The following is a 24,729-nucleotide window of genomic DNA, read 5'->3' as shown; positions in this document are numbered from 1 at the left end:
TGGGGCCGCGCCGGGCTAGCGTTTGCGCGGTGCTTTGCGAAACTTGCGTTTTTTTGGCGCGCCGCGTCCGCCAGGCGCCGGACGACGACTGACCCTACGAGGCTCGCCCTCCAGCGACAGCAGTTCCAGAATCAACCCGCCGGTGACGGGGACGGCCTCGGCCAGGCGGACAGTGACCCGCTGGCCCAGACCGATCTGGGTGCCGGTGTCGCTGCCGGTCAGCACCTGTTCATCGCGGTCATAGCGAAAGTATTCCGCGCCAAGCGACCGCACCGGGATCAACCCGTCGGCGCCGGTCTCGTCCAGCCGCACAAAGACACCGAACGCCTGAACGCCTGAAATGCGCCCCGCGAATTCCGCACCGATCCTGTCCGATAAAAAGGCCGCAAGGTAACGATCATTGGTGTCGCGTTCTGCGACCATCGACCGCCGTTCGGCCTCGGATATCTGCTTGGCGGTGGCCTCCAGATGTTCAATGTCCTGTGGTGACAGCCCATCGTCGCCCCAGCCATGCGCCGTGACCAGCGCGCGATGAACGATCAGGTCGGCATAGCGTCGGATCGGCGAAGTGAAGTGGGCATAGGATCGCAGCGCCAGCCCGAAATGGCCCAGATTGACCTGCGAATAATAGGCCTGCGTCATGGCGCGAAGGGTCGACATGGAGATCAGCTCCGACAGTTCGGTCCCGGCCGCTTCGTGCAGCAGATGATTCAGGGTCGCCGTGCGCAGGACCTGACCCTTGGGCAGGCTGAACCCGCTGGCCTTGGCGGTTTCGCGCAAGGATTCGATCTTGTCAGGGTCGGGTTCTTCGTGCGTGCGATAAAGCAGCGGCGTCCGCAGACGCTCCAGCTCCTCGGCGGCGGCGACATTGGCGAGGATCATGAACTCCTCGATCAGGCGATGGGCATCCAGCCGGTCGCGGAATGCGACGGATGTGACCTCGCCCTCGTCCGACAGGATGATCTTGCGTTCGGGCAGATCCAGATCCAGCGGTTGCCGTTTGGCCCGCGCGATCTTCAACGCATCGTAGGCCGCGTAGAGGGGCCGTAAAACGCCTTCCAGGTGCGGCGCGGTCCGGTCGCTGATGTCGCCGTCGATGGCGGACTGCACTTCTTCGTAATGCAGCGACGCGGGCGATTTCATCAACCCGCGCAGGAACGTCTGGCCGATCTTGGTTCCTTCCGCGTTGACCGCAATCCGGACGGCGATGCAGGCACGCTCAACGCCTTCGTGCAGGGAACAGAGATCACCGGACAGGGCATCCGGCAGCATCGGAACCACGCGGTCGGGAAAATACGTCGAATTGCCCCGTTCCCGCGCTTCGCGATCCAGCGCGGATCCGGGCGTGACATAGGCGGCGACGTCGGCAATCGCGACCCAGATGACATGGCCGCCGGGGTTGGCCGGATCGTCGTCGGCCTGGGCGTAACAGGCGTCGTCGTGGTCACGCGCATCGCTGGGGTCGATGGTAATCAGCGGCAGATCGCGCAGATCGGTGCGGTCGCCCAGTGTCGGAGGCGTGGCATTTTCGGCCTGTTCAATCGTCTCGGGCGGGAAATCGTCCCGCAGCCCGTGCTGGTGGATCGCAATAAGCGACACGGCCTTGGCTGCGCCGGGGTCGCCCAATCGCGTGACGATGCGCGCCTTGGGCAGGCCCATGCGCCCCTTGGAGCCGGTCTGTTCGGCCTCGACCAATTCTCCGTCGCGCGCGCCTTCGGTGGTCTCGGCAGACACAACCCATTCATCCATCACGCCCTTGTCGACGGGCAGGATGCGCCCGCCTTCGGACCCTGCGCGGAACACGCCGACGATGCGCCGTGGCCCGGTCGACAGGCGGCGGATCAGGCGGCCTTCGTGGCTGTAATCCTCGCCCTTTACCTGGGTCACACGGACAAGCGCGCGGTCACCCTTGGCCAGCGCGGGATCGTCCTTGGCCGGAATATGGAGAATGCGCGGCTCGGGCGCGTCGCCCTGCCAGTCATGCGGCGCGAAAAACAGATCGCCGACGGAATCCGGGCCGATCACCTTGCAGACGGCCACGGGTGGCAGGCGGTTCGGGTCTTCGTGACTGCGCTTGCGCTTTGTCAGATGCCCCTCGGCCTCCAACTCACGCAGGATACGTTTCAGATCGATCCGCGCCGCGCCCTTGATCCCGAAGGCCTTGGCGATATCGCGTTTCGACGTCAGCGCGGGGTTGTCGGTGATCCATTGCAGGATCTGCGGCTTGGTGGGGATCTGGCTCATGTCGGCGCAGCTAGCACGGGGCCGGGGGGTTATCCACGGCGGATGACCGGGGCAAGTTTCGGGCGCTCGGGGTCTTCGGAAAAGTCGAAAGCGTCAAGACGTTCGGCGCGTTTCCCTGCGCGCTCCGCCGCGGTGGCAATGCCTTCGACGTCGCGGCGCGCCTGATCGAAATGGATCTCCAGCTTGGCGGCGCGTTCAACGATCAGTTCGACATCGCGGCCCAGGGCGGCCAGCGCGCGGCGGATGTCGCCCGCCTGTTCGCGCATCCGATGATCCTTCAGGATCGCCCGCAGCGTGTTGAGCGTCGCCATGCAGGTCGTCGGCGAGACGATCCAGACGCGGGCGGCAAAGCCTTCGCGCACGACCTCGGCGTGATTCGCGTGCAATTCCGCATAGATCGCCTCGGATGGCAGGAACAGACAGGCGCCCTCCGCCGTCTCACCCGGTATGATATAGCGGTCCGCTATGGCCCGGATATGCGTTCGGACCGACGCGCGGAAGGCCGTCACAGCGCGCGCATCGCCCGGAGCGGCGATCATCGCTTCATAAGCCTCCAGCGGGAATTTCGCGTCGATCACGAGCGGCCCTGGCGGGTCGGGCATGTGGATCAGGCAATCGGCCCGCCGCCCGTTCGACAGTTGTGCCTGCCAGGCGAATGCGTCGGGGGCCAACGCCTTGCCGACCAGGTCGCGCAACTGGATTTCGCCGAATGCGCCGCGCGTCTGCTTGTTGGACAGGATGTCCTGCAACCCAAGCACGTCGCCGGACAGGCGTTCGATATTGGCCTGCGCCGCGTCGATGGCTGCCAGCCGTGCCTGAAGGTTGCCCAGGGTTTCCGCCGTTCTGGTCGCATTGTCGCCCAAGGCTGTGCCGACTTGCGCTTCGGACCTGTGCTGCGCATCCGTCAGGGCAGCCAAACCGCCCGTCAGGCGCGCCTGCGCCTGCGTCATATCCCGCAGACGTGAGGACAGCGACAGGATCAATCCGATCAGGATCAGTGCGACGACCCCGCCGCCAAATGCAGCCAGAATGGTCGGGTCCGACAGGTCCAGCGTCATGTGCGGCCGAACAGGCGTTCGATGTCCGACAGCGGCAACTCGACGTATGTAGGCCGCCCGTGGTTGCATTGGCCGGAATGGGGCGTTGCCTCCATTTCGCGCAGCAGCGCGTTCATTTCCGGGCCGGTCATCCGCCGACCCGACCGGATCGAGCCATGGCAGGCCATGCATGACAGAATGGCGTCGACCCTGGATTGCAACGACAGGGGGTCGGCGTCCTCGTCGTCTTCGAGTTCTTCCAGGATGTCGGTGATCAGCGCCTTGGCCGAGCATTGCCCAAGGATCGCGGGTGTTTCGCGCACGGCGATGGTGCCGGGGCCGAAGGCTTCGATGGCGAGACCGAATTGCGCCAGGTCCAGCGACAGCAGGCGATCGGCCTGCGCACCGACGTCGACCACTTCGGGGATCAGCAGCGCCTGCGCGCGGATGCCATGGTCGCGCATTTCTCGCTTGAGGCGTTCATAGACAAGGCGTTCATGCGCGGCATGCTGGTCCACGATCACCATTCCGGTCGCCGTTTGTGCAACGATCCAGTTCTCGTGCAGCTGCGCGCGGGCCGCGCCCAGCGGGCCATCTTCGGTCAGATTTTCCTCCGGTTCGTAGCGGGCAGACGGCGCCTCAGCGAAACCGGGCATCTGCGCGGTGTAGCTGGTGGCGCGGGCCGCGCTGGACGGGCGGTCCATCTGGTAAACGGGGGCCATGGGCCGTTCCGCGCGCATCGCGCCCAGCGTCGCATCGGCCACGGTCGTCGATGCGCGGTGTCCGGCCCCGGCAAGCGCATGGCGCAGGCCCGAGACGATCAACCCGCGCACGATCCCGGCATCGCGGAACCGCACCTCGGTCTTGGCGGGGTGGACATTGCAGTCGACCAGCACAGGGTCGCAGGTCACGAACAGGGCGGCGACAGCGTGCCGGTCGCGCGCCAGAACGTCCATATAGGCCCCACGCAACGCGCCGGTCAGCATCCGGTCGCGCACCGGACGACCGTTCACAAACAGGTATTGGTGGACCGCGTTGCCGCGCGAATAGGTCGGCAGCGCGGCATGGCCGGTCAGGCGGAAACCCTCGCGTTCGGCGTCGATGGACAGCGCATTTTCGGCAAAGTCACGACCCAGAACAGTTGCCAGCCGGTCGGCCAGCGAGGCACAGGCATCGGCGCGGAACAACACGCGGTCTCCGCCCTCGGATACGTCGCGCAGCGTGAAGGCAACGGACGGTTCCGCCATCGCCAGCCGGCGGATCGCATCGCCAACGGCCATCGTCTCGGACCGCTCGGATTTCAGGAATTTCAGGCGCGCGGGGGTGGCGTGGAAAAGATCTCGCAATTCGACCACCGTGCCGCCACGCAGGGCTGCCGGACGCGCCGGGGCGATGCGACCGCCGTTGACATGGATCGTCGAGGCCTCGCTGGCTCCGGTGGCGCGGGACGTGATTGTGAGCCGCCCGACTGCGCCAAGGCTGGGCAGGGCTTCGCCGCGAAACCCGAAGCTGTGAATGTTCAGAAGGTCGCTGCCGTCGATCTTGCTGGTCGCATGCCGTGACAGGGCCAGCGGCAGGTCGTTTGCGTCGATGCCATGGCCATCGTCCGTGACGCGGATCAGGGTGCGCCCGCCATCGGCGATGTCGATGGTCACCCGCGTCGCCTGCGCGTCCAGCGCATTTTCCACAAGTTCTTTAACGGCGGAGGCGGGCCGCTCCACAACCTCTCCGGCGGCGATGCGGTTCACCGCGCCTTCATCCAGCTGTCGGATGCGCGGAAGGATCATATGGTGGTCAGGGACGCCCATACTACGAGGGGTAGCATGGGCGTACGCGATTCTGAAAGGTCAGAAGCTGCCGGTCGTCAGCCCCTCGGGCTGCCCGACAACGACAAAATGCAGCGCTTCGGGTTTGAGGATGCGGGCGGCGACGCGGCGCACGTCTTCCAGAGTCACGGCGTCGATCTTATCGTTGCGATCGATGATATAATCGATGGGCAACCCGGTCGCCTGCATTCCAACAAGGATGCTGGCGATCCGGGAATTGCCGTCGAAGCGCAGCGGATATGCCCCGGTAAGATAGGTCTTCGCGGCATCAAGCTGCTCCTGCGTGACACCTCCTTCAGAGACTTCCTTCCAGACCGTGCGCACGATTTCGATCGCTTCGGCGGCCTTGTCGTTTGACGATGAAAACTGCCCGAGGATCTGGTTGGTCAGATCGCGCGGGGCAAGATACGTGCCGATACCATAGGTCAGTCCGCGCTTTTCACGCACTTCGGTCATCAGCCGCGAAGCAAACCCCGATCCCCCTAGAATATGGTTCAGGACGAAGGCCGCAAAGTAATCCGGGTCTTCGAAGGCAATGCCGTCCTGGCCGAACAGGACCACCGATTGAGGAGATGGAAAATCCATCACCGTCACCCCCCCGTCCAGCATGGTTTTCACCATCGGGGCAGGTTCGTCGCCGGTCGCGGGCAACCCCCCCAGCAGCGTGTCCAGAAGCGGGCCAAGTTCCTCGGCGGTGATATCGCCGGTAACGCCGACCTGAACCTGGTCGCGGGTCAGGGCACGGGCATGCGCCGCGCGAAGATCCGCTATGGTCAACGCCGACACAGTTTCGGGCGTGCCTTCCAGTGGCATGCCGTAGGGGTGGCCGGGAAAGCTGAGACCCGCGAAAGTCTTGGACGCGATTTCCTGCGGGTCGCGGGCGGCGGCGGCCAGGCCAGCCAGCACTTGGTCGCGCACCCGCTCCACAGCCGCCTGATCGAAGGTCGGGTCGGTCAGCGCATCCCGCAAAAGGGCAATGCTGGCGTCGCGGTTTTCGGTCAGGAAGCTGATGCCGACGGATACGCTATCGTTGTTGGCATCGAAGGACATCCGCGCAGCCAGCGTTTCGGCGGCTTCGGCAAAGCCCTGACTGTCCAGGTCTGCGGACCCTTCCTCCAGCAGTCCCATCATGAGATAGGTCACGCCGCGCTGGTTCAACGGTTCTTCGTTCGCGCCGCCGCTGAAGCGGATATCGAGGGCGGTGAACGGAATCGAGTCTTCCTCGACCAGCCATGCGGTGATGCCGCCCGGCGACGTCACTTCCTGAATTTCGATCGCCAGCGCCTTGAGCGGCATCAGGACGGCAACAAGGGTGCAGATCAGGCGAATCATTGCGTGGCCTCCGCAGGGTCGGGCTTGGTCAGATATCCGGTCACCGAATAATTCAGGTCGAAGACGCGTTTCGCAGCGGCCAGAATATCGTCTTCGGTCACTCCGTCGATGATGTCGGGCCAGTCCAGAACGTCCTGCACGGTCAGCCCGCTGGTAACGGCGGCTCCGAATTGGCGGGCACGGCCTTGCAGACTGTCGAGGTCGTAGATTGACGCGGCGCGGGCCTGTGACTTGATGCGCGCCAATTGCGCTGGATCGACGCCGTCTTCCAGAATTCTGGCAATCATCCGGTCCATGTCGGCCTCGGCCTCGGGCAGCGTGCGGTCGGGTGTCGGCACGACGATCAGGCCGAAGGTCGTGTCGTCGTATTTCAGCCCGGAATAGAACGCGGAGGTATAAAGCGCCGTGCCCTCGTCCTGTTCCAGAGTGCGGCCCATGATCGACGTGGCCGACGACCCGCCCAGCACGGCGGCCAGAAGGGTCAGCGCGGCGGCCTCGGTCTGGTCGCCCGCATCGCGTTCGGGGGCCAGATAGGTGCGCAGGACATAGGGATTCGACACACGTCCGTCGGTGAAAGTGATGCGCCGGGGAGCCAGTTGCGGCGGCTCGGACGGACGTTCGCGCGGCCCCAGTCCGGGGGTGGGTTCCAGCGGGCCATAATATTTCTCGGCCAGCGCCTGCACTTCGACGGGGTCGACGTCACCGGCGACGACCAGCGTCGCATTGTTGGGGGCGTAATAGGTGCGATAGAAATCCAGCGCATCGTCCAGCGTCAGTTTTTCGACCTCATGTTTCCAGCCGATGATCGGAATGCGGTAGGGATGGTTCAGATACTGCGCCGCACCGCGCATTTCGCTGAACAGTGCGCCGGGGTCGCTGTCGGTGCGCTGTGCGCGCTCCTCCAGAACGACATTCCGTTCGGTCAGCATGTCTTCGGAGTCGAGGACCAGATCGCGCATCCGATCCGCTTCCATCGTCATCATCAACTCCAGCCTGTCCGAGGCGACGCGCTGGAAATATCCGGTGTAATCGTCCGAGGTGAAGGCATTGTCGGACCCGCCCTGTGCCGCGACCACCTCGCTGAATTCGCCGGGGGCAAGGTCGTCGGTGCCCTTGAACATCAGATGTTCCAGAAAATGCGCGATGCCCGACTTGCCCGGCGGCTCGTCCGCAGCTCCGACATTGTACCAGACCATGTGCACCACGACTTCGGCGCGGTTATCCTCGATTACGATGGCCTTCATGCCATTGGCGAGCGTGAAGGTGGTGACGCTGTCGTCCACTGCCTGCGCCGACACGGGCGAAGCAAGGACAAGCGGCACGGCGACAAGGGCGGCGACAAGGCTGGGAACGCGCAAGGGCGGAACCTCCGGAAGGCGTTACAGTCAACGGCAGATAGTCAGGCAGACGCGGGAAAGCAAAGGGGCCGGGTTTGACGGTTCTGTGATCTGCGGGGTCAGGCCGCACGCGCTGCGCGTCACGATCTCCGGTCGGGGACGCGTGCGGAGATCGACCCTTTGGCGATTGCCCTGTTTTATTGGACGGTCGCGGGATCGGGTGGTGCGGCGACGGTGCGTACACCGGCGCGGCGGAGGCGATACAGCTCGGCATATTGGTCCAGCGACTGGGATTCGTAGGCCTTGAAATAGACATTCACGTTGAACACCCGTTCCAGAAGTCGACCGTCGTTCGCACGGCGGAAGTCCAGGTCTTCAACGGCCAGTTGGCCCCGGATTGCCGGGTCGACGCCGTACCGGCCCGCGGTGCCGATCAGGGCACGATCGGCCGCGGTGCCACCGTTCGGATTGCCACCAAGCGCTGCGATGGCTTCGGCCTCGGGCAGGCGGTCGCTGCGATTGCCGCCGCCCGGCGTAGGCGTCGGCAGCACGGCCAGATCCGGGGGGGTTTCAAGCGGACGGGTGGGCAGGATCGAGAACTCGTCCGGCGTCCGGTCCGCCTTGCGGATGTTGAACAGTTTCGGATTGTCCCGCTCGCACGCCGATACGGTCAGTGCCAGAAGTCCCGCCAATGCCAGCCGTCCGATCATCGCAGCCGTTCTCCGTCTCATCATTCCGCCACGTTCCTAACCCAAGCCCCGCCCCGCGTCACGGGGTCTTTGCCGTCTTATCGTCCGCCCAGAAGATCAGGCCCACCGCGCCTGCGAAAATGAACACATCCGCCAGGTTGAACGCATAGGGGTTTTCGATCCCACAGCATGACATATTCAGCAAATCCGCGACCGCTCCATAGATCAGTCGATCCAGTACGTTCGCCATGGCGCCGCCGACGACCAGCCCCGCGGAGACGAAGGCCATCGGACGCTGGAAGTTCCGTGCCCAGCGGATCAACAGCCCCGACACGATCACGGCCACCGCAATCAGCAGCCAACGGGCCCCGGCGCCCGACAGCAGCCCGAAGTTGATACCCTCGTTCCAGCCCATGCGGAAAACCAGGTATGGCGGGGCGACGGGGATGCTCAACACTGTTTTGAGGTCCATCAGATGGACGACGATCACCTTTGACATCTGGTCGATGCCAAGGGCGGCGAGGGCGGAGAGATACAGCGCGCGCATCAGTGACGAAAGTGCCGCATGCCGGTGAACACCATTGCCAGCCCGGCCTCATCGGCAGCGGCGATCACCTCGTCGTCTCGCATCGAGCCGCCCGGTTGGATCACGGCAGTCGCGCCCGCCTCGGCTGCGGCCAGCAAACCGTCGGCAAAGGGGAAGAAGGCGTCCGATGCGACGACCGACCCGACCGCCGCCGATTGCGGCTGGCCCAGCACCTCGGCCACGTCGAGCGCCTTGCGCGCCGCGATGCGGCTGCTGTCGACGCGGCTCATCTGGCCCGCTCCGATGCCGACTGTCGCCCCCGCCCTGGCATAGATGATCGCGTTCGACTTGACATGTTTGGCAACGTTCCAGGCAAACAACAGATCGGCCAACTGGTCGTCTGTGGGGGCCAGTCTGGTCACGATTTTCAGATCGGCAAGCTCGATATGGCCCGCGTCCTTGTCCTGCACCAGCCAACCCCCGGCGACCTGTTTCATCGCCCGGCTCGCGGTGCGCGGGTCGGGCAGGGTGCCGGTCGTCAACAGGCGCAGGTTCTTCTTGCGCCTGAACACCTCGATCGCGGCGTCGGTCGCGGCCGGAGCGATGACGACTTCTGTGAAAATCTCGGCAATCGCGGCCGCCGTCGCTTCGTCCAGCGTGCCGTTGAGCGCGACAATGCCTCCGAACGCCGACGTGCGGTCACAATCGAAGGCACGGGTGTATGCCTCTGCCAGCGTCGCACCCGTCGCCACACCGCAGGGATTGGCATGTTTGACGATTGCCACTGTGGGTCCGTCGAATTCGGAGACCAGTTCAACAGCGGCATCGGTGTCATTGATATTGTTGTACGACAGCGCCTTGCCCTGATGCTGCGTTGCGGTGGCGACACCGGGGCGACCGGATCCATCGACATAGAATGACGCGCTCTGGTGCGGATTCTCGCCGTAGCGCAACGTCTGGGCCAGACGGGCACTTGCGGCGATGCGGCGGGGCGTCTGCTCGAAGCGGGCCATCCAGGTCGAGACGGCAGCATCATAAGCGGCGGTCCGGCCATAGGCGATGGACGACTGTCGCTGGCGGAACGGCAGGGTGGTCGCGCCGTCGTTGGCATCGAGTTCGGCCAGAAGGGGGGCGTAATCCTCGGGGTCGGTGATGACGCAGGTAAAGGCCTGGTTCTTGGCCCCGGCCCGGATCATGGCAGGCCCGCCGATATCGATGTTCTCGATGCAGGCGGCGTCATCCGCACCCGAGGCCACCGTTGCCTCGAACGGATAGAGGTTCACCACCAGCAGGTCGATCGCATCTATGCCATGTGCCTCCATCGCAGCCACATGTTCCGGGTTGTCGCGCAGCGCCAGCAATCCGCCGTGGACCGCCGGATGCAGGGTCTTGACCCGCCCGTCCATCATTTCGGGGAAGCCCGTCATTTCAGCTACATCCCGTACTGTCAGCCCGGCATCGCGCAGCGCCTTGGCGGACCCTCCTGTCGACACAAGCTCCACTCCGCGGGCGGACAAAGCCTGCCCGAGGTCGAGAAGTCCGGATTTGTCGGACACGGAGATCAGGGCGCGCTTCAGTGGCACGGCAGACAGGGCGGTTGCGGTCATGGCATTTCAATCCTTGGGTCATCAGACCTCCTCGGCGGGAGACGGCGGCAAGTCCGTCGCCTCTTGCGCGCGAGTCAGGGTCCAGTCGATGGTCGCGGCATAGGCCACCAGCCGGTCGGATAAAACCACCTGTTGCGCCGGGCGCGGTTTTAGACGTCCCTGATCCAGATGCACCGATGCCTCCAGCATCATCGAGATCTCGCGCCCCGGCCGGAATACCCAGACTTCGCCCGACGGCAGGGTCAGCGACACGGCCCGCCCGCCCATGTCGATCTCGGCCTCGGTATCCGGGTGCAGATGGAAGCGCAGGCTGAACGGGATACCGCGAGGGTCGACCTCGGCCAGCTTGTCCTCGAAGACCTCCTTGTCGGCCCCGGTCATGGCGCGCAGGCTGTCTTCGCCCTCCAGAACGCGCCCGTCCGTCGACAGGACGAGACGGCGCAGATGCGTCAGCCCGTGACTTTCGGCATAGCCGTTTTGCGACAGGATCACGGTCGAGGCCCGCCGCGAAGCGCTGCGTTGCCATTGGACGCGCGTCGGCGTCTGGATCAGCGGCGCGATCTGGCGTCCGCCCTGCGGCATCAGCGGGCCGACGCGCGACGACGACCAGCCGGTGATTTCCAGCGTCGAATGCGATGCCGTGGCGCGACCGGCGCGGTGCCAGTCCGGCCCGAACGACCCGCCGGGACCGCAGTTGACGATCACCGGGCAATTGCCGCTGGTCAGTTCGAACGCGAGGGTCGAGGCATGGGCCGATCCGCTGGCTTCCCCGGTGGGCGGGGCTGCGGCATCGGCAATCAGCGACGTACGCCCATGGCCCACCGGCACGAAGCCCATCGCCAGACCGCTGTCGTTGCGTGACCTGATGCCCGAGGTGACCAGAACACGGTCCAGTCGTCCGGGCCGCCCGCGTCCGCCGCCGTGGAACCGGGCAAGGCCACCGTCGGCATGGCGCAGGGCGCGCAGGGTCGGAACGATCCGGGCCTGCGCCGCCATAAGCGGGGCGGGCACATCTCCCAGAACCCGCAAGGCGTCGATCGACCAGCCCAGCAGCATCGCGACTTCCAGAAGCGCTTCGGGGTTGCGGGACGCGATGCCGCCCTGTTCGTCCACATCGTCCCGGACCGCCTGCGCAAGCGCCTGTGCCGTCGCCGCCGACAATCCGACCATCCCTTCCAGGGTCAATCCGGCATAGAGAAGCCCGGTCAACGCTTCCATCCGCGGCAGACCCGCGGGGGCGATCTGCCAGTGCGCGCGCAGATATGCCGCCTGCCGATAGAGCATGTCGAAAAATACCGTCTGGTCCCGCGCTTCCATACCGCGCAGCAAGGCGGGTGCATGGCTGATCTGGCGCAGCAGCCGCCGTCCCGTCAGGGTCGGGTCCCAGCCGGGCCCCCTGCCACCGCCGAAGCGCCGCGCCCAGCCAACGACCCAGGCCTGCGCCGCCAGACGTGCCGTGCGCCCGCCTGCGGCCATGACGTCGTCCAGCCAGCCCTGGCCATGCAGCTGCATTTCGAACGGTGTGGATGGCGCGGTCAGATCCCAGGGACTGGTGCCCGGTGCCTCGACCAGCTGTCCAGCCAGGTGCCACAGCCCCGACAGGATTTGCTGGCCGCGCCGCGCCGATCCGGTGCCTCGTGGTTCGGGTTGCCACACAAGGGAACGCGCGCCCTTGGGCGGGCGCGCCATGGCCACGCGCCAGCCGGTGCGCCATCGGTCGATCAGCGTGTGCCCCGTCATCGGTCCTGCCCGTTGCGGGCCTGTCCCGGCCCCTTGGCGCGCAAGATACGCGCGTTGGGCCGTCCTGTCACGCGGCAGGTAACGGCGCGTCCCCGGATGGGCGGCGCAGCACCGCCATGTAAAACCCGTCCATCCCGCCGATCTGCGGCCAGAGGTCGGGCAGAAGGCGTAGCCCGTGGGCCGAGGCGGCTTCGGGCGGCAGGCCGAATGCTTCGGGGTCAAGGGCGTCGACGGTCAGACCATCGTGCCGTTTCAAAGCTGCGGAAATCTGATGTTCGCCTTCGACCGGCAACAGCGAACAGGTGCAGAAGACCAGCCGTCCACCCGGTTTCACGAAGGTCAGCGCCCGGTCCAGCAGTCGATATTGCAGCTGGGTCAAGGTCTCCACATCGCGGGATTCGCGCAAATGCGGCAGGTCAGGATGGCGGCGGATCGTGCCGGTGGCCGTGCAAGGGGCGTCCAGCAGGACCGCATCGAAAGGCGCGTCGGGTTGCCATGCGAAGGCGTCGGCCTCGACCACTTCGGCGCTCAGGCCGGTGCGCGTCAGATTGGCATGAACCCGCCGGAGCCGCTTGCCCGAGATGTCCAGCGCAGTCACCTGCGCGCCCGCCGCGGCCAGCTGCATCGTCTTGCCGCCCGGTGCGGCACACAGGTCCAGCACCCGCAGTCCCGCGACATCGCCCAACAGGCGGGCGGGCATGGCGGCGGCGGCGTCCTGCACCCACCAGTCGCCCTCGGCAAAGCCTGGCAGAGTGGACACCTGCCCGCCTGACAGCCGTAGCGATCCGGTCGAAAGGGTCACGGCGCCTTCGATCTGACGGTCTTCCGGGATGTCGCCCTTGGGCGTCAGGTCCAGCGGCGCGCCAGTCAGATGCGCCGCCTCGATCGCCTCCAGCCGGGGGCGGGACCACGCCTTGGCCAGCGGTTTGCGCAGCCAGGCGGGCAGAGCCGGGGCGGGCAGGGCGTCCCACGCGCTGCGGTCTTCGGACAGGCTACGCAACACGGCATTGACCAGACCTGCCTGCTTGTAGGTGCGCGGCGACATCCGCGCCATGGCAACGGCGTCATTGACCACGCCATGCGGTGCGGCTCCGTCCTCGAAAATCTCGACCAGAGCCAGCCGCAGAATATCGCGGATCTTGGCGGCGGGTTGCCGCGCCATCTTGTCTTTCAGAAGCGCGTCGGCCCGGCCCATGTGGCGCAGCACCAGCCCGGCCAGCCGCAGCGCGCGGGCCGCCGCTGGACCGTCCAGCCCCGAGGCCCTGTCGCCCAGCATCCGGCCTTCGCGCAGGACATGTGCCAGCAGGAGGATCGCGCCGGTGCGCGCGGCGAGGCTTTCGGGCATGTCCTTCATGGGGCGGGGGTCCTTGCACGGGAAGACCCGCGACGTATATCCAATTGGTACCCCCGGCAAGGAGCGTCCGATGACCGCGAACAGCACCAGTCCCGAATCGCAGCGTTCAGAACAGCGCGCTGAACCACCGCGGATGTCCGTCGATCCCGATGACCTGCCACAGGCCGCGCCCAATGCACCCGCCTGCCCGACGACGCCGCGTGACCGGGGTATCGACCTGACACCCCTGTCGGCAGAGGCCGAAGCCGCGCGCCGTGCCGCGCTGCCCGATGTGGCCCGCAGAGCGCTGGAGGAGGCCGAGGCCCGTCGTGACGGCGATCTGAAGCTGCCGCCGGAACTGGGGGGACGCAATGGACCGGAGCCGGTGCGTTACGGCGACTGGGAGCTGAAAGGCCTCGCCATCGATTTTTAACGCAACCGCAGATCGGCCGTGTCTCCGGTTCCCCGGTCGGCCCGAAACCGGATGACGTCGCCCTGCACCGCGACCGTCTGACAGTTCAGGGGAAAATCGCGGATCGCGGACGTCAGTGTCCGGCAGAACAGTCCGTCTCGCCATTGCCATGTCCCCGTGACCTTGAACCCGAATCCGCGCCCGGTGATCGCGCCGTCGGGGGTAACCCGCAGGCCGACGCCATCTCCGGTCAGACGTTTGCCGACTACCAGCGCGACGAAATCTTCGCGGCTTGTCACCGCTTCGAACGCGGCAGCAGGCAGCGGCAGGACGAGGAGGAGGATCAGAAGGACGCGCATGGAAACCTCGGGCATGGATGTGCCGAAGGACATAGCGCGATTTCGTCAACGCATACCCAGAACGTCCAGCATGTCATACGACCCCGGTGGTTTGCCCTGACCCCAGAGCGCTGCCTTCAGCGCCCCGCGCGCGAATACCGACCGATCCGAGGCGACGTGGCGCAGGACGATCCGTTCCCCGTCGGCGGCGAAGACGACATCGTGTTCGCCCACGATATCGCCGCCCCGGATCGCGTGGAAGCCGATGGCCCCGCGTTCGCGAGCCCCGGTGATGCCATCGCGGCCCCGGTCGGACACGTCGTCCAACGACACACCTCGACCTTCTGCCGCCGCTTCGCCAAGCATCAGGGCCGTGCCGGATGGCGCATCGACCTTGTGGCGATGGTGCGCTTCGATCACTTCGATGTCGTAGTCGTCGTCCAGCGAGGCCGCGACCTGCCGCACCAGTTGCGTCAGCAGGTTCACGCCCAGTGACATATTCCCCGCGCGAATAATGGTCGCGGTCTGTGCGGCGCGATCCAGCGCGGCAATGTCATCCGCCGACAGCCCGGTCGTGCCGATGACATGGACAGTCCCGACCTGCGCGCACAGGTCCGCCATGGCGACAGTGGCCGCGGGTGTCGTGAAATCGATCACAGCCTGCGCTCGTGCTACGACCGAAATCGGGTCATCCGTGACCGGCACCCCGTTCGGTGCCCCGCCTGTCGCGGTCCCCAGATCCTGTCCGGCCCAGGCGTGGCCCGGTGCCTCGGTCACGCCCGCCAGGTGCATGTCGTCCGACGTCAGGATCAGATCGCACAGCATCCGACCCATGCGGCCAGAACCGCCCATTACCACTATGCCCGGCGCGTCCATCGCGACCTCCTGCCTGTTCGCGGACCTGTCTGCGGGAACCGGGCGCGCCATGCAACGCTTGCACATGGCTCCCTCCGCAAATATCTGCCACCAATTCAGGAGGTATCCGCCATGGCAATATCCCGCACCGACCAACCCCGTGGACCGTCGCAGCGCCAGTTGCGGGTCGGCGAACTGATCCGCCGGAAAATGTCCGAAATTCTTTTGCGCGGCGAGATCCATGACGAGGAACTCAACAGCCTGATGATCAGCGTGAACGAGGTGACGGTCAGCGGCGACCTGAAGATCGCGACGGCCTGGGTGCTGCCGCTGGGTGGCGAAAAGAAGGACGAGGCGATTGCCGCGCTCAAACGCTGCAAGGGCGCGCTGCGCCATGCGGTCGGCAAGGACATGACCCTGCGCCATTCGCCCGATCTGCGATTTCGCATCGATGAGACGTTTGACAGGATGGACGCCACCCGCGCCCTGTTCGCCGATGAAAAGGTCCAGCGGGATGTGGCCGCGCCGCGTGACGATACGGACGACGAGGAATGAGATACGGAATGGCCCGTGCCGCAGGTTTGCTGGCAGGGATGCTGTTTGCCGCGACGGCGGCGCAGGCCTGCGAACAGGTCACGCACCGGGACCGCAGCTTTACCGTCTGCACCGCTGACCTGACCACGCAGAACATCGCGCTGCGTCTGAACCGGTCAGACGGCATGCCATTGGGCAGCTTCGTGGCGCTGGAACAGGCCACTGACGCGTCGGTCATATTTGCAATGAACGCGGGCATGTATCACGCCGATCGCCGCCCGGTGGGCCTGTATATCGAAGAGGGCACGACGATCAGGCCTATCGTGACGCGCGCCGGCCCCGGCAATTTCGGACTGCTGCCCAACGGTGTGCTCTGTGTCCGCGACGGGCGGGCCGATGTGATCGAATCCCGTGCTTTCGCCGCCGATCCCCCGGCCTGCCGTCAAGCCACGCAGTCCGGTCCGATGCTGGTGATTGATGGTGCGCTGCACCCCCGGTTTCTGCCCGACAGCCCGTCATCGAAAATCCGCAACGGCGTCGGCGCGACCCCCGACGGCAAGATCGCCTATTTCGTCATCTCGGATCAGCCGGTGACATTTTACCAGATGGCGACCTTGTATCGGGATGTGCTGGGTGTGCGGAATGCCCTGTTTTTGGATGGGTCAGTCTCGCGCCTGTATGCCCCAGCGCTAAAGCGGGCCGATCCGGGCCGACAGATGGGCCCCATCGTCGTCGTGACGGAGCGCTGAGGTGGGACGTCGCAAAAAGGGCAACCCGGTCCACGGCTGGCTGATCGTCGACAAACCTGCGGGTGTCACGTCGACGCAGGTGGTGGGCAAAGTCCGCTGGGCCCTGGACGCGCAGAAGGCGGGCCATGCCGGAACGCTCGACCCCGACGCCACAGGTGTGCTGGCGGTGGCGCTGGGGGAGGCGACCAAGACGGTGCCCTTCGTGACCGATGCGTTGAAATGCTACCGCTTCCGTGTCACATGGGGGGCCGAGACGACGACGGACGATGCGTCTGGCAGTGTCATGCAGACGTCAGACTGCCGCCATGATGCCGCCGCTCTTGAAGCCGCGCTGGACGCCTTTCGCGGCCCGATCATGCAGGTGCCGCCGCAGGTCTCTGCCGTGAAGGTCGACGGCGAACGCGCCTATGACCTTGCCCGTGAAGGCATCGAAATGGATCTTGCCGCGCGGGAGCTTTTCGTCGACCGGCTCGACGTGATCGCGCAGGATGCGGATGGTGCGGAACTGGAAATGGTATGCGGCAAGGGTGGCTATGTGCGCGCCATCGCCCGTGATCTGGGTCGCGCCCTTGGGTGTCTGGGTCATGTCGCATGGTTGCGCCGCACATGGTCCGGGCCGTTCACAGCCGAGGATGCCGTGTCGCTTTCAGACGTCGAAACGCTGGCCCGCACACCGGAGTTGCACGCGCGCCTGCGCCCCTTGGAACTTGCCCTGCAGGGGATGACCGAATTGCCGGTGTCCGAGACTGCCGCCACCCGACTGCGCCATGGCAATCCGGGTGATGTCTTGCAGGGCGCGGAATATGGCGAGACTTGCTGGGCATCGCATCTGGGGCAGGCGGTCGCTGTGGGCACCTATCGTGCCGGGACGATCCATCCGTCCAGGGTATTTCAGACCTGAATCATCGCGTCGGGCATGGCCCTGCGTCACGGGCCGCATGATGCCCCCTTGCCAGGGCCGGTCCGGGGCTGGCATCCACCGGACATGATTACCCGAACGCACATCAAGGGCGATGCGCTCTCCACCGCGACCTATTCCGATGACGAGCGCTATCGCTACGATCTGATCCGCACCTGGGACGCATCCGGCGGGCGGATCGCATTCGTCATGCTGAACCCCTCGACCGCGACCGAACTGTCGAACGATCCGACCGTAGAACGTTGTGAGCGCCGGGCGCGCGCGCTGGGTTACGGCGCGTTCAGGGTGACGAACATCTTCGCCTATCGCGCCACTGACCCCCGCGACATGCGCGCACAGGCAGACCCGGTGGGGGGGCCTGCCAACGACGACGCCATCCGCGACGCCGCGCTCTGGGCCGACGTGACGGTCTGCGCCTGGGGCACGCACGGCGCACATCTGGACCGGGGCGCCGCGGTCGAAACCCTGCTGCGCGCGACAGCTCGACCCCTGACAACGCTGGGCCTGTCGAAGGCAGGGCATCCGAAGCATCCCCTCTATATCGGCTACGCCGTTCAGCCCGCCCCCTGGATGCCGACCGGAGAGATGAATTGCAGATGACGCATCACGATATTCTGGCCGACGACGGCACCCGGATCGCCGTGCGCGAAATCGGGTCCGGTCCGCCGCTCGTCCTGCTGCATGGTTTTCCGCAGAACCATCGGTGCTGGTTGCCGGTGGTGCCAGTGCTGGCTGCGACGCGGCGGTGCATTCTGCCCGATCTTCGGGGCTACGGCGACAGCGACGCCCCCGCCGACGATGCAGATCATACCGTTTATTCCAAGCGACGGATGGCCCGCGATCTGGTCGCCGTGCTGGATGCCCTGGGTCTTGATCGTGCCGACGTGGCGGGCCACGACCGGGGCGCACGCGTTGCCTATCGCTTCGCCCTCGATCATCCTGACCGCCTGAACCGGCTTGCCATCCTCGAAGTCATTCCGACCGTCGCCTTCTGGGACGCTTGGTCCGCCGATCTTGCCCAGAAGGCGTATCACTGGAACATGCTGGCGCAGCCCGCACCGTTTCCCGAACGCCTGATTGGCGCCGATCCGACGTTCTGGCTCGATTGGACCCTGTCCGCCTGGACGCTGACCCGATCGCTCGCCCCGTTCGAGGCCGAAGCCATTACAAGTTACCGTGCGCAGGCTGCCGATCCTGAGCGTTTGACAGCCATGTGCGCGGACTACCGCGCGGGGTTTCACACCGATCGTGGCATAGATGCCGCTGATCGTGCGGCGGGCCGCAAGATCGCGGCACCGATGCTGTTTCTCTGGGCGCAACACGGCTTTCCGGCGTCGACGGGCGACCCGGCGGCGATCTGGCGCGACTGGGCAGATCGGGTCATCGACAGCCCCGTCCCATCAGGCCATTTCGCGATGGAAGAGGCGCCGCAGCAGGTCGCGGCCGCCCTGGACGCCTTTTTCGATTAGGTCATCCGGCCCGGAATGGCCGCGCGCCCGAAGGCGCGGGGCGTCGGATCGGAGGCCTGCATCGCTCAGGCGGCGACGTTGGATGTCATCGGTGCGGCAGATGCCTGTGCCGCCAAGACGACCGGATCTACGTTCAGATCGGCTTCGGACAGAATGATGACGTCGGGGTCCAGTCCCTGTGCCCCGGTCACCCGCGCTACTTCGATACCGTCGAGCAGGATCAATGCGCCGGTGCCATCGGCAAAATCGGTAACGGTCACGACCGGCGCGGGACCCGCGTCGACATCGTAGAAAACCTCGATGCCGTCGCTGGTCGCATCGAAATCGGTGATGACAGCGGGAGTGCCTGCCCCGATATACGTCCCGATGCCAAAGGTATCCGCACCCGGCCCGCCACTCGCGGTGTCACCCGCGCCCACCACAATCAGATCGTCCCCCGACCCACCGTCAAGGCTGTCGGGGTCGTCCTGATCCAGTGGACCGAACCGATCACCGTCCGAGAATGTCCCGTCAAGGATGTCGTCCCCGATGCCGCCCAGCAAAGTGTCTTCGCCGGATCCCCCGATCAACAGGTCGTTGCCGCGTCCGCCGTTCAGAATGTCGTCGTCATCGCCACCCAGAAGGATGTCGTTACCGCCTTCACCGTCGAGACGGTCCGCGCCGCTCTCACCCGCCAGCAGATCGCTTCCGAAGCCGCCTGCAAGGCTGTCATTGCCTGCATCGCCCAGAAGGATGTCATTGCCGCCTTTGCCGTGCAGGTCGTCGTCGCCCGTGCCGCCGTTGAGGGAATCGTTGTCGGCACCTCCATCCAGAAAGTCATCGCCTTCGCCGCCGATCAGCGTGTCGAGACCATCGTTCCCGCGAAGCGCGTCGGAGCCCGCACCGCCTTCAAGCGAGTCGTCGCCGTCGCCGCCATACATGAGATCGCTGCCGTCCAGGCCGAATACCGCATCCGCGCCAGTGCCGCCGCGGATCGTGTCGTCGCCATTGTCGCCCGTAATCAGGTCGTCGCCGCCGAATCCCGAAAGGTCGTCATTGCCGTCGCCTCCAGTGATCGAATCATTTCCCGCCGCGCCGACAAGGATATCATTGCCGTTCGTTCCGATCAGAACATCGCCATCGTCGGCGTTATTGTTACCGTCACCGCTGCTGCCTGAGGACGGATCGGACTCGTCATCGTCGGATAGTGTAAAAATGCTTCCGATCAACAGAAGCCCGGCAAGTGCTAGCAGACCCGTCATGGCAAACCCCCAGAAAAAACCAGGCATGCCCTGCATGCCCCGGCAGATACCATAAGTGGCGAAATAGGGGAGACACAGGCAAAATGTGGCGCTCAAGGTGAAGAAATATGTTTTAAAATAGGCTCTTATTCAAATATCGCAACAATTGACGCGACGAGCATCCATTGTTCCAATCGTTTAGGGCGACGAACGTATGGGTGGTATATTGCCAACCTGCCTCACCCGGTTTGAACCAACTGAATGTGGTCCAGACTCAGGTCAGGTGTTCCGGCCAAACGTGCGACGATCACATCGTCCACCTCGATGTGCGTTTCAGTCCCATTCGGGACAATCCTGAGAACCGGGATGCCGTCGCCCTCGAACATTATTTCAATGGCATCTTCCACCGGATCGAAATCCTCGATCATAGGGGCATCGTCCAGCGCCCCGCCTGTTCCGAATTGCGCCACCGACGCGGCGCGGAACAGATAGAGATCCTCGCCGGGGCCGCCCACCAGAGTATCGCCGTTGCTGCCGGCAAGGGTATCGTTCCCTTCACCGCCCAGCAGCCTGTCGCCGGTGTCGCGGTCCAGGCCAGTGTCACTGTCGAGGACCGACCCGTCCAGCAGGTCATCGCCCGCACCACCCGCAAGCGTATCGCGGCCCTCCCCGCCGAACAGGCGGTCGTTGCCGTCGCCACCGTCAATCAGGTCGTCTCCGTCACCGCCCGACAGAAGATCGTCGCCCGTATCGCCGTGCAGGGTGTCGTCTCCGCCATCGCCGTGCAGCTGATCCGAACCGCTTCCGCCGGACAGGACATCATTGCCGTCACCGCCATGCAGCCCGTCACGACCGCTTCCGCCATCGATACGATCGTCGCCACCGTTCCCCATGATCAGGTCGTTGCCGCCGCCGCCGGTCATGTCGTCGGCCGACCCGTTGCCAAGCATTGCATCACCGTAAGGTTGGATTGGCCCGGCTGACGACCCGGCCATCCCGTCGGTCAGGTGATCGCCGGCGATCTGATCGCGGGGCGGGGCATCCGGCACGATTTCATCGAGTTCACCGATAGGTATGGCAGGTAGGGCGGAAATGGCGTCCGTGTCGGCTCCGACATCTTGAAGCGTGGCAGCGGGCGAAGTGGTTTCCCCGTTCCCGAGCATATCCAGAAGGCTGCCGCCCGAGGCTTCTTCCGAGGTTTCCTCCGCGTCGGCATCGGTGGCGTCGTCCGCTTCCGACGATTCGTCAGGGAACGGCATCGCGACCATCATGCCGGACACGAACAGTCCGACCAGACCTGCAAGAAGAAACATCGTATCACCTCGTGAACGTCGCATGGCCGTGGAAACTGCACCCCGGTTCCCGGTTCGTTCCGTCATGGCGCCCCCGGTTCTACCCTCCCGACCGTAATCAAAACATTAACGCCCGCGATGTTGTGCCCTGGGCTTTTCATATCGGGCGACACCGTGTATGCGCGCCCTTCTCCAAGGGCCTTGCTGGACGACATCCCGGCCTGCGCCATTCCTCAAACCTCAAGGAGCCCCCGATGTCGATTACCGTCGAAGAGAAGAACCGCCTGATCAAGGAATTCGCGACCAAGGAAGGCGACACCGGTTCGCCCGAAGTGCAGATCGCGATCCTGACAAGCCGCATCACCACCCTGACCGAGCACTTCAAGACCCACAAGAAGGACAACCACTCGCGTCGTGGTCTTCTGATGATGGTCGCGCAGCGCCGCAAGTTGCTGGATTATGCACGCGGCAAAAGCGAAGAACGCTATCAGGATCTGATCAAGCGTCTTGGCATCCGCCGCTGACCTGCGCCTGATCGAATTCCAAAGGGCCGCCCCGAGAGGGTGCGGCCCTTTTTGCGTCTTGCAAACGGCCGCCGGATATATCGTTTCTCTGCGCGACAAGATGCAGTCTTCTACCGCCTTCCCAACCGCGCGCAACTCCGCTACACGCCCTCCATCTGAGACGTGACGCTTCGATCCCGGCGCATGAAACGATGACAGGGGTCGGCGGCAATGGGGCCGCCATTCAACGACGCACTGGCAGGGGCCAGCGGGCGTCAGACAGGATACGAAATGTTCAACATCGTTAAAAAAGAGATCGAGTGGGGTCATGACACCCTGACGCTCGAAACCGGCAAGGTCGCGCGTCAGGCTGACGGCAGCGTCATCGCCACCTACGGCGAGACGTCCGTGATGGCCGCCGTCACCTATGCCAAGGCGCAGAAGCCCGGACAGGACTTCTTCCCGCTGACCGTTCACTACAATGAAAAATACTATGCCGCGGGCAAGGTCCCCGGTGGCTTCTTCAAGCGTGAAGCGCGCCCGACCGAGAAAGAGACGCTGACATCGCGCCTCATCGACCGTCCGCTGCGCCCGCTGTTCGTACCGGGCTTCAAGAACGAAGTCCTCGTGATCTGCACCGTGCTGTCGCACGATCTGGAAAACGACCCGGACATCGTCGCCATGATCGCCGCCTCCGCCGCACTGACGATTTCCGGCGCGCCCTTCATGGGCCCGATCGCCGGTGCCCGCGTCGGTTTCGTCGATGGCGACTACATCCTGAACCCGTCGGTCGACGACATGCAGGATCTCAAGAACAACCCCGAGCAGCGTCTCGACCTTGTGGTGGCCGGCACCAAAGATGCCGTGATGATGGTCGAATCCGAAGCCTACGAGATGTCGGAAGCCGAGATGCTGGGCGCCGTGAAGTTCGGTCACGAACAGATGCAGCCGGTTCTGGACCTGATCATCGATCTGGCGGAATCCGCCGCGAAGGAGCCGTTCAATTTCCAGGCTCCCGATTATTCGGACCTGTTCGCTGCGGTCAAAGCCGCCGGTGAAGACCAGATGCGTGCCGCCTATGCGATCACCGACAAGCAGGAGCGGACGTCTGCCGTTTCCGCCGCCAAGGATGCCATCAAGGCGACCCTGACGGACGAGCAACTGGACGATCCGAACCTCGGTACCGCGCTGAAGAAGCTGGAATCGGCGGTTCTGCGCGGCGATGTCGTCAAGAACGGCAAGCGGATCGACGGGCGCGCCCTCGACACCGTGCGCGCCATCGAATCCGAAGTTGGCCTGCTGCCCCGGACGCATGGGTCCGCCCTGTTTACCCGTGGCGAGACGCAAGGCTTGGTCGTGACCACGCTGGGCACCGGCGATGATGAGCAGTTCATCGACGCGTTGCACGGCAATTTCAAATCCAACTTCCTGCTGCATTACAACTTCCCTCCCTATTCGGTTGGCGAAGTCGGTCGCTTCGGCCCTCCGGGGCGTCGCGAAATCGGCCACGGCAAGTTGGCTTGGCGTGCGCTTCAGGCGGTTCTGCCGTCGGCGACGGACTTCCCCTATACCATTCGTCTGGTGTCCGAGATCACGGAATCCAACGGCTCCTCCTCGATGGCGTCAGTCTGCGGCGGTTCGCTGTCGATGATGGACGCGGGCGTTCCGCTGAAAGCACCTGTCGCCGGTGTGGCCATGGGTCTGGTGATGGAAGAGGATGGTGAGTTCGCCGTCCTGACCGACATTCTTGGCGACGAGGATCACCTCGGCGACATGGACTTCAAGGTCGCGGGCACCGAAGCGGGTATCACCTCTCTCCAGATGGACATCAAGATTGCCGGAATTACGCCCGCGATCATGGAAAAGGCTTTGGAGCAGGCCAAGGCAGGCCGGATCCACATCCTTGGCGAAATGGCCAAGGCGCTGACCGCAGGCCGGACCGAGTTTTCGGCCCATGCCCCGCGCATCGAAACGATGCAGATCCCGACGGACAAGATCCGGGAAGTCATCGGATCGGGGGGCAAGGTCATCCGCGAGATCGTCGAGATGTCGGGCGCCAAGGTCGATATCCAGGATGACGGAACGATCAAGATCGCGTCCGCCAACGGCGAGGCCATCCAGAAGGCCTACGATATGATCCACTCGATCGTAGCCGAGCCGGAAGAGGGCAAGGTCTACAAGGGCAAGGTCGTGAAGATTGTCGACTTCGGTGCCTTCGTGAACTTCTTCGGCAAGCGGGACGGCCTTGTCCACGTCAGCCAGATCGACAACCGCCGCCTGAACCATCCGTCCGATGTTCTGAAAGAAGGACAGGACGTCTGGGTCAAGCTGCTGGGCTTCGACGATCGTGGCAAGGTCCGTTTGGCCATGAAGATGGTCAATCAGGAAACCGGTGAAGAGCAGGCGAGCGAAGACGCCGAATAAGGCGGAACATTCCGGCAATGCGATAGGCCCCGGCGGCATGCCGGGGCCTTTCTCGTTGGAGGTTCGGCAAGCTGGCTTCTCACCTCGGTTGTCTCGTGGAGTCGTGGATATCGTGTGTGCGGAGCCGGACATCACGCTGAAGGAGTTGGCCACAGCGCTGTCCGAAACCGAAAGGGTTCAGGTGAAACTGTCATCGCTGCAGCGTGCTCTGGGTCGCACCCTGGATCGCGCCCTGGGTCATCGCCGGGGTTATGAACGGTCCGGCATTCGACACTGACATCGAAACACAACCGGTCCCCGAACTCGAACCCGGCACCGTTGTCATCCTCGATAACCTGTCCAC

At 64.8% G+C, this 24,729-nt stretch carries 22 protein-coding genes; 8 read left to right on the top strand and 14 right to left on the bottom strand.

Annotated features, from left to right (window positions below; genetic code table 11):
- Positions 1 to 15 precede the first annotated feature (15 nt).
- From rnr to AC13C2_RS12660, 10 genes are all read right to left on the bottom strand, one after another.
- Positions 16 to 2,244 carry a ribonuclease R gene (gene rnr, locus AC13C2_RS12705; RefSeq protein WP_482887032.1) on the bottom strand — a complete coding sequence of 743 codons (2,229 nt, stop codon included), beginning with the start codon at positions 2,242 to 2,244 and terminating at the stop codon, positions 16 to 18.
- 29 nt (positions 2,245 to 2,273) lie between these two features.
- Positions 2,274 to 3,302, bottom strand: coding sequence for a DNA recombination protein RmuC (locus tag AC13C2_RS12700; protein WP_482887031.1), 1,029 nt, complete (start codon positions 3,300 to 3,302; stop codon positions 2,274 to 2,276).
- Positions 3,299 to 5,068 (bottom strand): DNA mismatch repair endonuclease MutL, encoded by a 1,770-nt coding sequence (mutL, locus tag AC13C2_RS12695; protein ID WP_482887030.1) that lies wholly within the window; start codon positions 5,066 to 5,068, stop codon positions 3,299 to 3,301. Before mutL ends, AC13C2_RS12700 begins: the two co-directional genes overlap by 4 nt.
- Before the next feature lie 60 nt (positions 5,069 to 5,128).
- A complete protein-coding gene (locus AC13C2_RS12690; protein WP_424337733.1) occupies positions 5,129 to 6,439 on the bottom strand; it encodes a M16 family metallopeptidase in 1,311 nt (436 codons plus the stop codon).
- A complete protein-coding gene (locus AC13C2_RS12685; RefSeq protein ID WP_245737505.1) occupies positions 6,436 to 7,797 on the bottom strand; it encodes a M16 family metallopeptidase in 1,362 nt (453 codons plus the stop codon). Before AC13C2_RS12685 ends, AC13C2_RS12690 begins: the two co-directional genes overlap by 4 nt.
- 176 nt (positions 7,798 to 7,973) lie before the next feature.
- Positions 7,974 to 8,510, bottom strand: coding sequence for a DUF3035 domain-containing protein (locus tag AC13C2_RS12680; protein WP_482887029.1), 537 nt, complete (start codon positions 8,508 to 8,510; stop codon positions 7,974 to 7,976).
- Between the two features lie 34 nt (positions 8,511 to 8,544).
- Positions 8,545 to 9,012 (bottom strand): signal peptidase II, encoded by a 468-nt coding sequence (gene lspA, locus AC13C2_RS12675; RefSeq protein WP_092760576.1) that lies wholly within the window; start codon positions 9,010 to 9,012, stop codon positions 8,545 to 8,547.
- A complete protein-coding gene (gene purH / locus AC13C2_RS12670) occupies positions 9,012 to 10,598 on the bottom strand; it encodes a bifunctional phosphoribosylaminoimidazolecarboxamide formyltransferase/IMP cyclohydrolase (RefSeq protein ID WP_482887028.1) in 1,587 nt (528 codons plus the stop codon). The genes lspA and purH overlap by 1 nt, the downstream gene beginning before the upstream one ends.
- Before the next feature lie 21 nt (positions 10,599 to 10,619).
- On the bottom strand, positions 10,620 to 12,338 hold the full coding sequence (locus tag AC13C2_RS12665; RefSeq protein WP_482887027.1) for a heparinase II/III family protein: 1,719 nt from the start codon (positions 12,336 to 12,338) through the stop codon (positions 10,620 to 10,622).
- A gap of 67 nt (positions 12,339 to 12,405) precedes the next feature.
- Positions 12,406 to 13,692: an RsmB/NOP family class I SAM-dependent RNA methyltransferase gene (locus tag AC13C2_RS12660; RefSeq protein WP_482887026.1), complete on the bottom strand. Its 1,287-nt coding sequence runs from the start codon at positions 13,690 to 13,692 to the stop codon at positions 12,406 to 12,408.
- A 133-nt stretch (positions 13,693 to 13,825) separates the two neighbouring features.
- Between AC13C2_RS12660 and AC13C2_RS12655 the strand changes: the two genes are divergently transcribed.
- Complete coding sequence (locus AC13C2_RS12655; protein ID WP_482887025.1) at positions 13,826 to 14,104, top strand: DUF1674 domain-containing protein; 279 nt, start codon at positions 13,826 to 13,828, stop codon at positions 14,102 to 14,104.
- Here AC13C2_RS12655 and AC13C2_RS12650 read toward each other — a convergent pair.
- Together AC13C2_RS12650 and dapB are read right to left on the bottom strand one after the other, a co-directional pair.
- Complete coding sequence (locus AC13C2_RS12650) at positions 14,101 to 14,475, bottom strand: dihydrodipicolinate reductase (RefSeq protein ID WP_482887024.1); 375 nt, start codon at positions 14,473 to 14,475, stop codon at positions 14,101 to 14,103. The genes AC13C2_RS12655 and AC13C2_RS12650 overlap by 4 nt on opposite strands.
- Positions 14,476 to 14,487: 12 nt before the next feature.
- Positions 14,488 to 15,297 carry a 4-hydroxy-tetrahydrodipicolinate reductase gene (gene dapB / locus AC13C2_RS12645; protein ID WP_482887023.1) on the bottom strand — a complete coding sequence of 270 codons (810 nt, stop codon included), beginning with the start codon at positions 15,295 to 15,297 and terminating at the stop codon, positions 14,488 to 14,490.
- Positions 15,298 to 15,408: 111 nt separating this feature from the next.
- Here dapB and rbfA point away from each other — a divergent pair, with 111 nt between their 5' ends.
- The 5 genes from rbfA (at position 15,409) to AC13C2_RS12620 (ending at position 18,947) form a co-directional block, all read left to right on the top strand.
- On the top strand, positions 15,409 to 15,831 hold the full coding sequence (rbfA, locus tag AC13C2_RS12640; RefSeq protein ID WP_482887022.1) for a 30S ribosome-binding factor RbfA: 423 nt from the start codon (positions 15,409 to 15,411) through the stop codon (positions 15,829 to 15,831).
- Positions 15,832 to 15,839: 8 nt separating this feature from the next.
- A complete protein-coding gene (locus AC13C2_RS12635; protein WP_482887021.1) occupies positions 15,840 to 16,559 on the top strand; it encodes a phosphodiester glycosidase family protein in 720 nt (239 codons plus the stop codon).
- 1 nt (position 16,560) lies between these two features.
- The gene (gene truB, locus AC13C2_RS12630; RefSeq protein ID WP_092760588.1) at positions 16,561 to 17,460 is read left to right on the top strand and encodes a tRNA pseudouridine(55) synthase TruB; all 900 of its coding nucleotides are present in this window, start codon (positions 16,561 to 16,563) and stop codon (positions 17,458 to 17,460) included.
- 84 nt (positions 17,461 to 17,544) lie between these two features.
- Positions 17,545 to 18,078, top strand: coding sequence for a DUF1643 domain-containing protein (locus AC13C2_RS12625; protein WP_482887020.1), 534 nt, complete (start codon positions 17,545 to 17,547; stop codon positions 18,076 to 18,078).
- A complete protein-coding gene (locus AC13C2_RS12620; protein ID WP_482887019.1) occupies positions 18,075 to 18,947 on the top strand; it encodes an alpha/beta fold hydrolase in 873 nt (290 codons plus the stop codon). The genes AC13C2_RS12625 and AC13C2_RS12620 overlap by 4 nt, the downstream gene beginning before the upstream one ends.
- Positions 18,948 to 19,012: 65 nt before the next feature.
- Here the strand turns inward: AC13C2_RS12620 and AC13C2_RS12615 are convergent, their stop codons facing one another.
- Both AC13C2_RS12615 and AC13C2_RS12610 read right to left on the bottom strand, forming a co-directional pair.
- Entirely contained in the window at positions 19,013 to 20,188 is a 1,176-nt protein-coding gene (locus AC13C2_RS12615; protein WP_482887018.1) for a calcium-binding protein, read from the bottom strand.
- 218 nt (positions 20,189 to 20,406) lie between these two features.
- Complete coding sequence (locus AC13C2_RS12610; RefSeq protein ID WP_482887017.1) at positions 20,407 to 21,480, bottom strand: calcium-binding protein; 1,074 nt, start codon at positions 21,478 to 21,480, stop codon at positions 20,407 to 20,409.
- Positions 21,481 to 21,713: 233 nt separating this feature from the next.
- Between AC13C2_RS12610 and rpsO the strand changes: the two genes are divergently transcribed.
- Both rpsO and pnp read left to right on the top strand, forming a co-directional pair.
- Positions 21,714 to 21,983, top strand: a complete 270-nt coding sequence (rpsO, locus tag AC13C2_RS12605) for a 30S ribosomal protein S15 (protein ID WP_092643522.1) — start codon at positions 21,714 to 21,716, stop codon at positions 21,981 to 21,983.
- 270 nt (positions 21,984 to 22,253) lie between these two features.
- The gene (gene pnp, locus AC13C2_RS12600) at positions 22,254 to 24,386 is read left to right on the top strand and encodes a polyribonucleotide nucleotidyltransferase (protein ID WP_482887606.1); all 2,133 of its coding nucleotides are present in this window, start codon (positions 22,254 to 22,256) and stop codon (positions 24,384 to 24,386) included.
- The last annotated feature ends 343 nt before the right edge of the window (positions 24,387 to 24,729 follow it).

The organism is Jannaschia sp. L-14R (assembly GCF_056857695.1).
The sequence above is the reverse complement of the archived record's forward strand: the minus strand, read 5'-3'. Positions and strand labels throughout refer to the sequence as shown.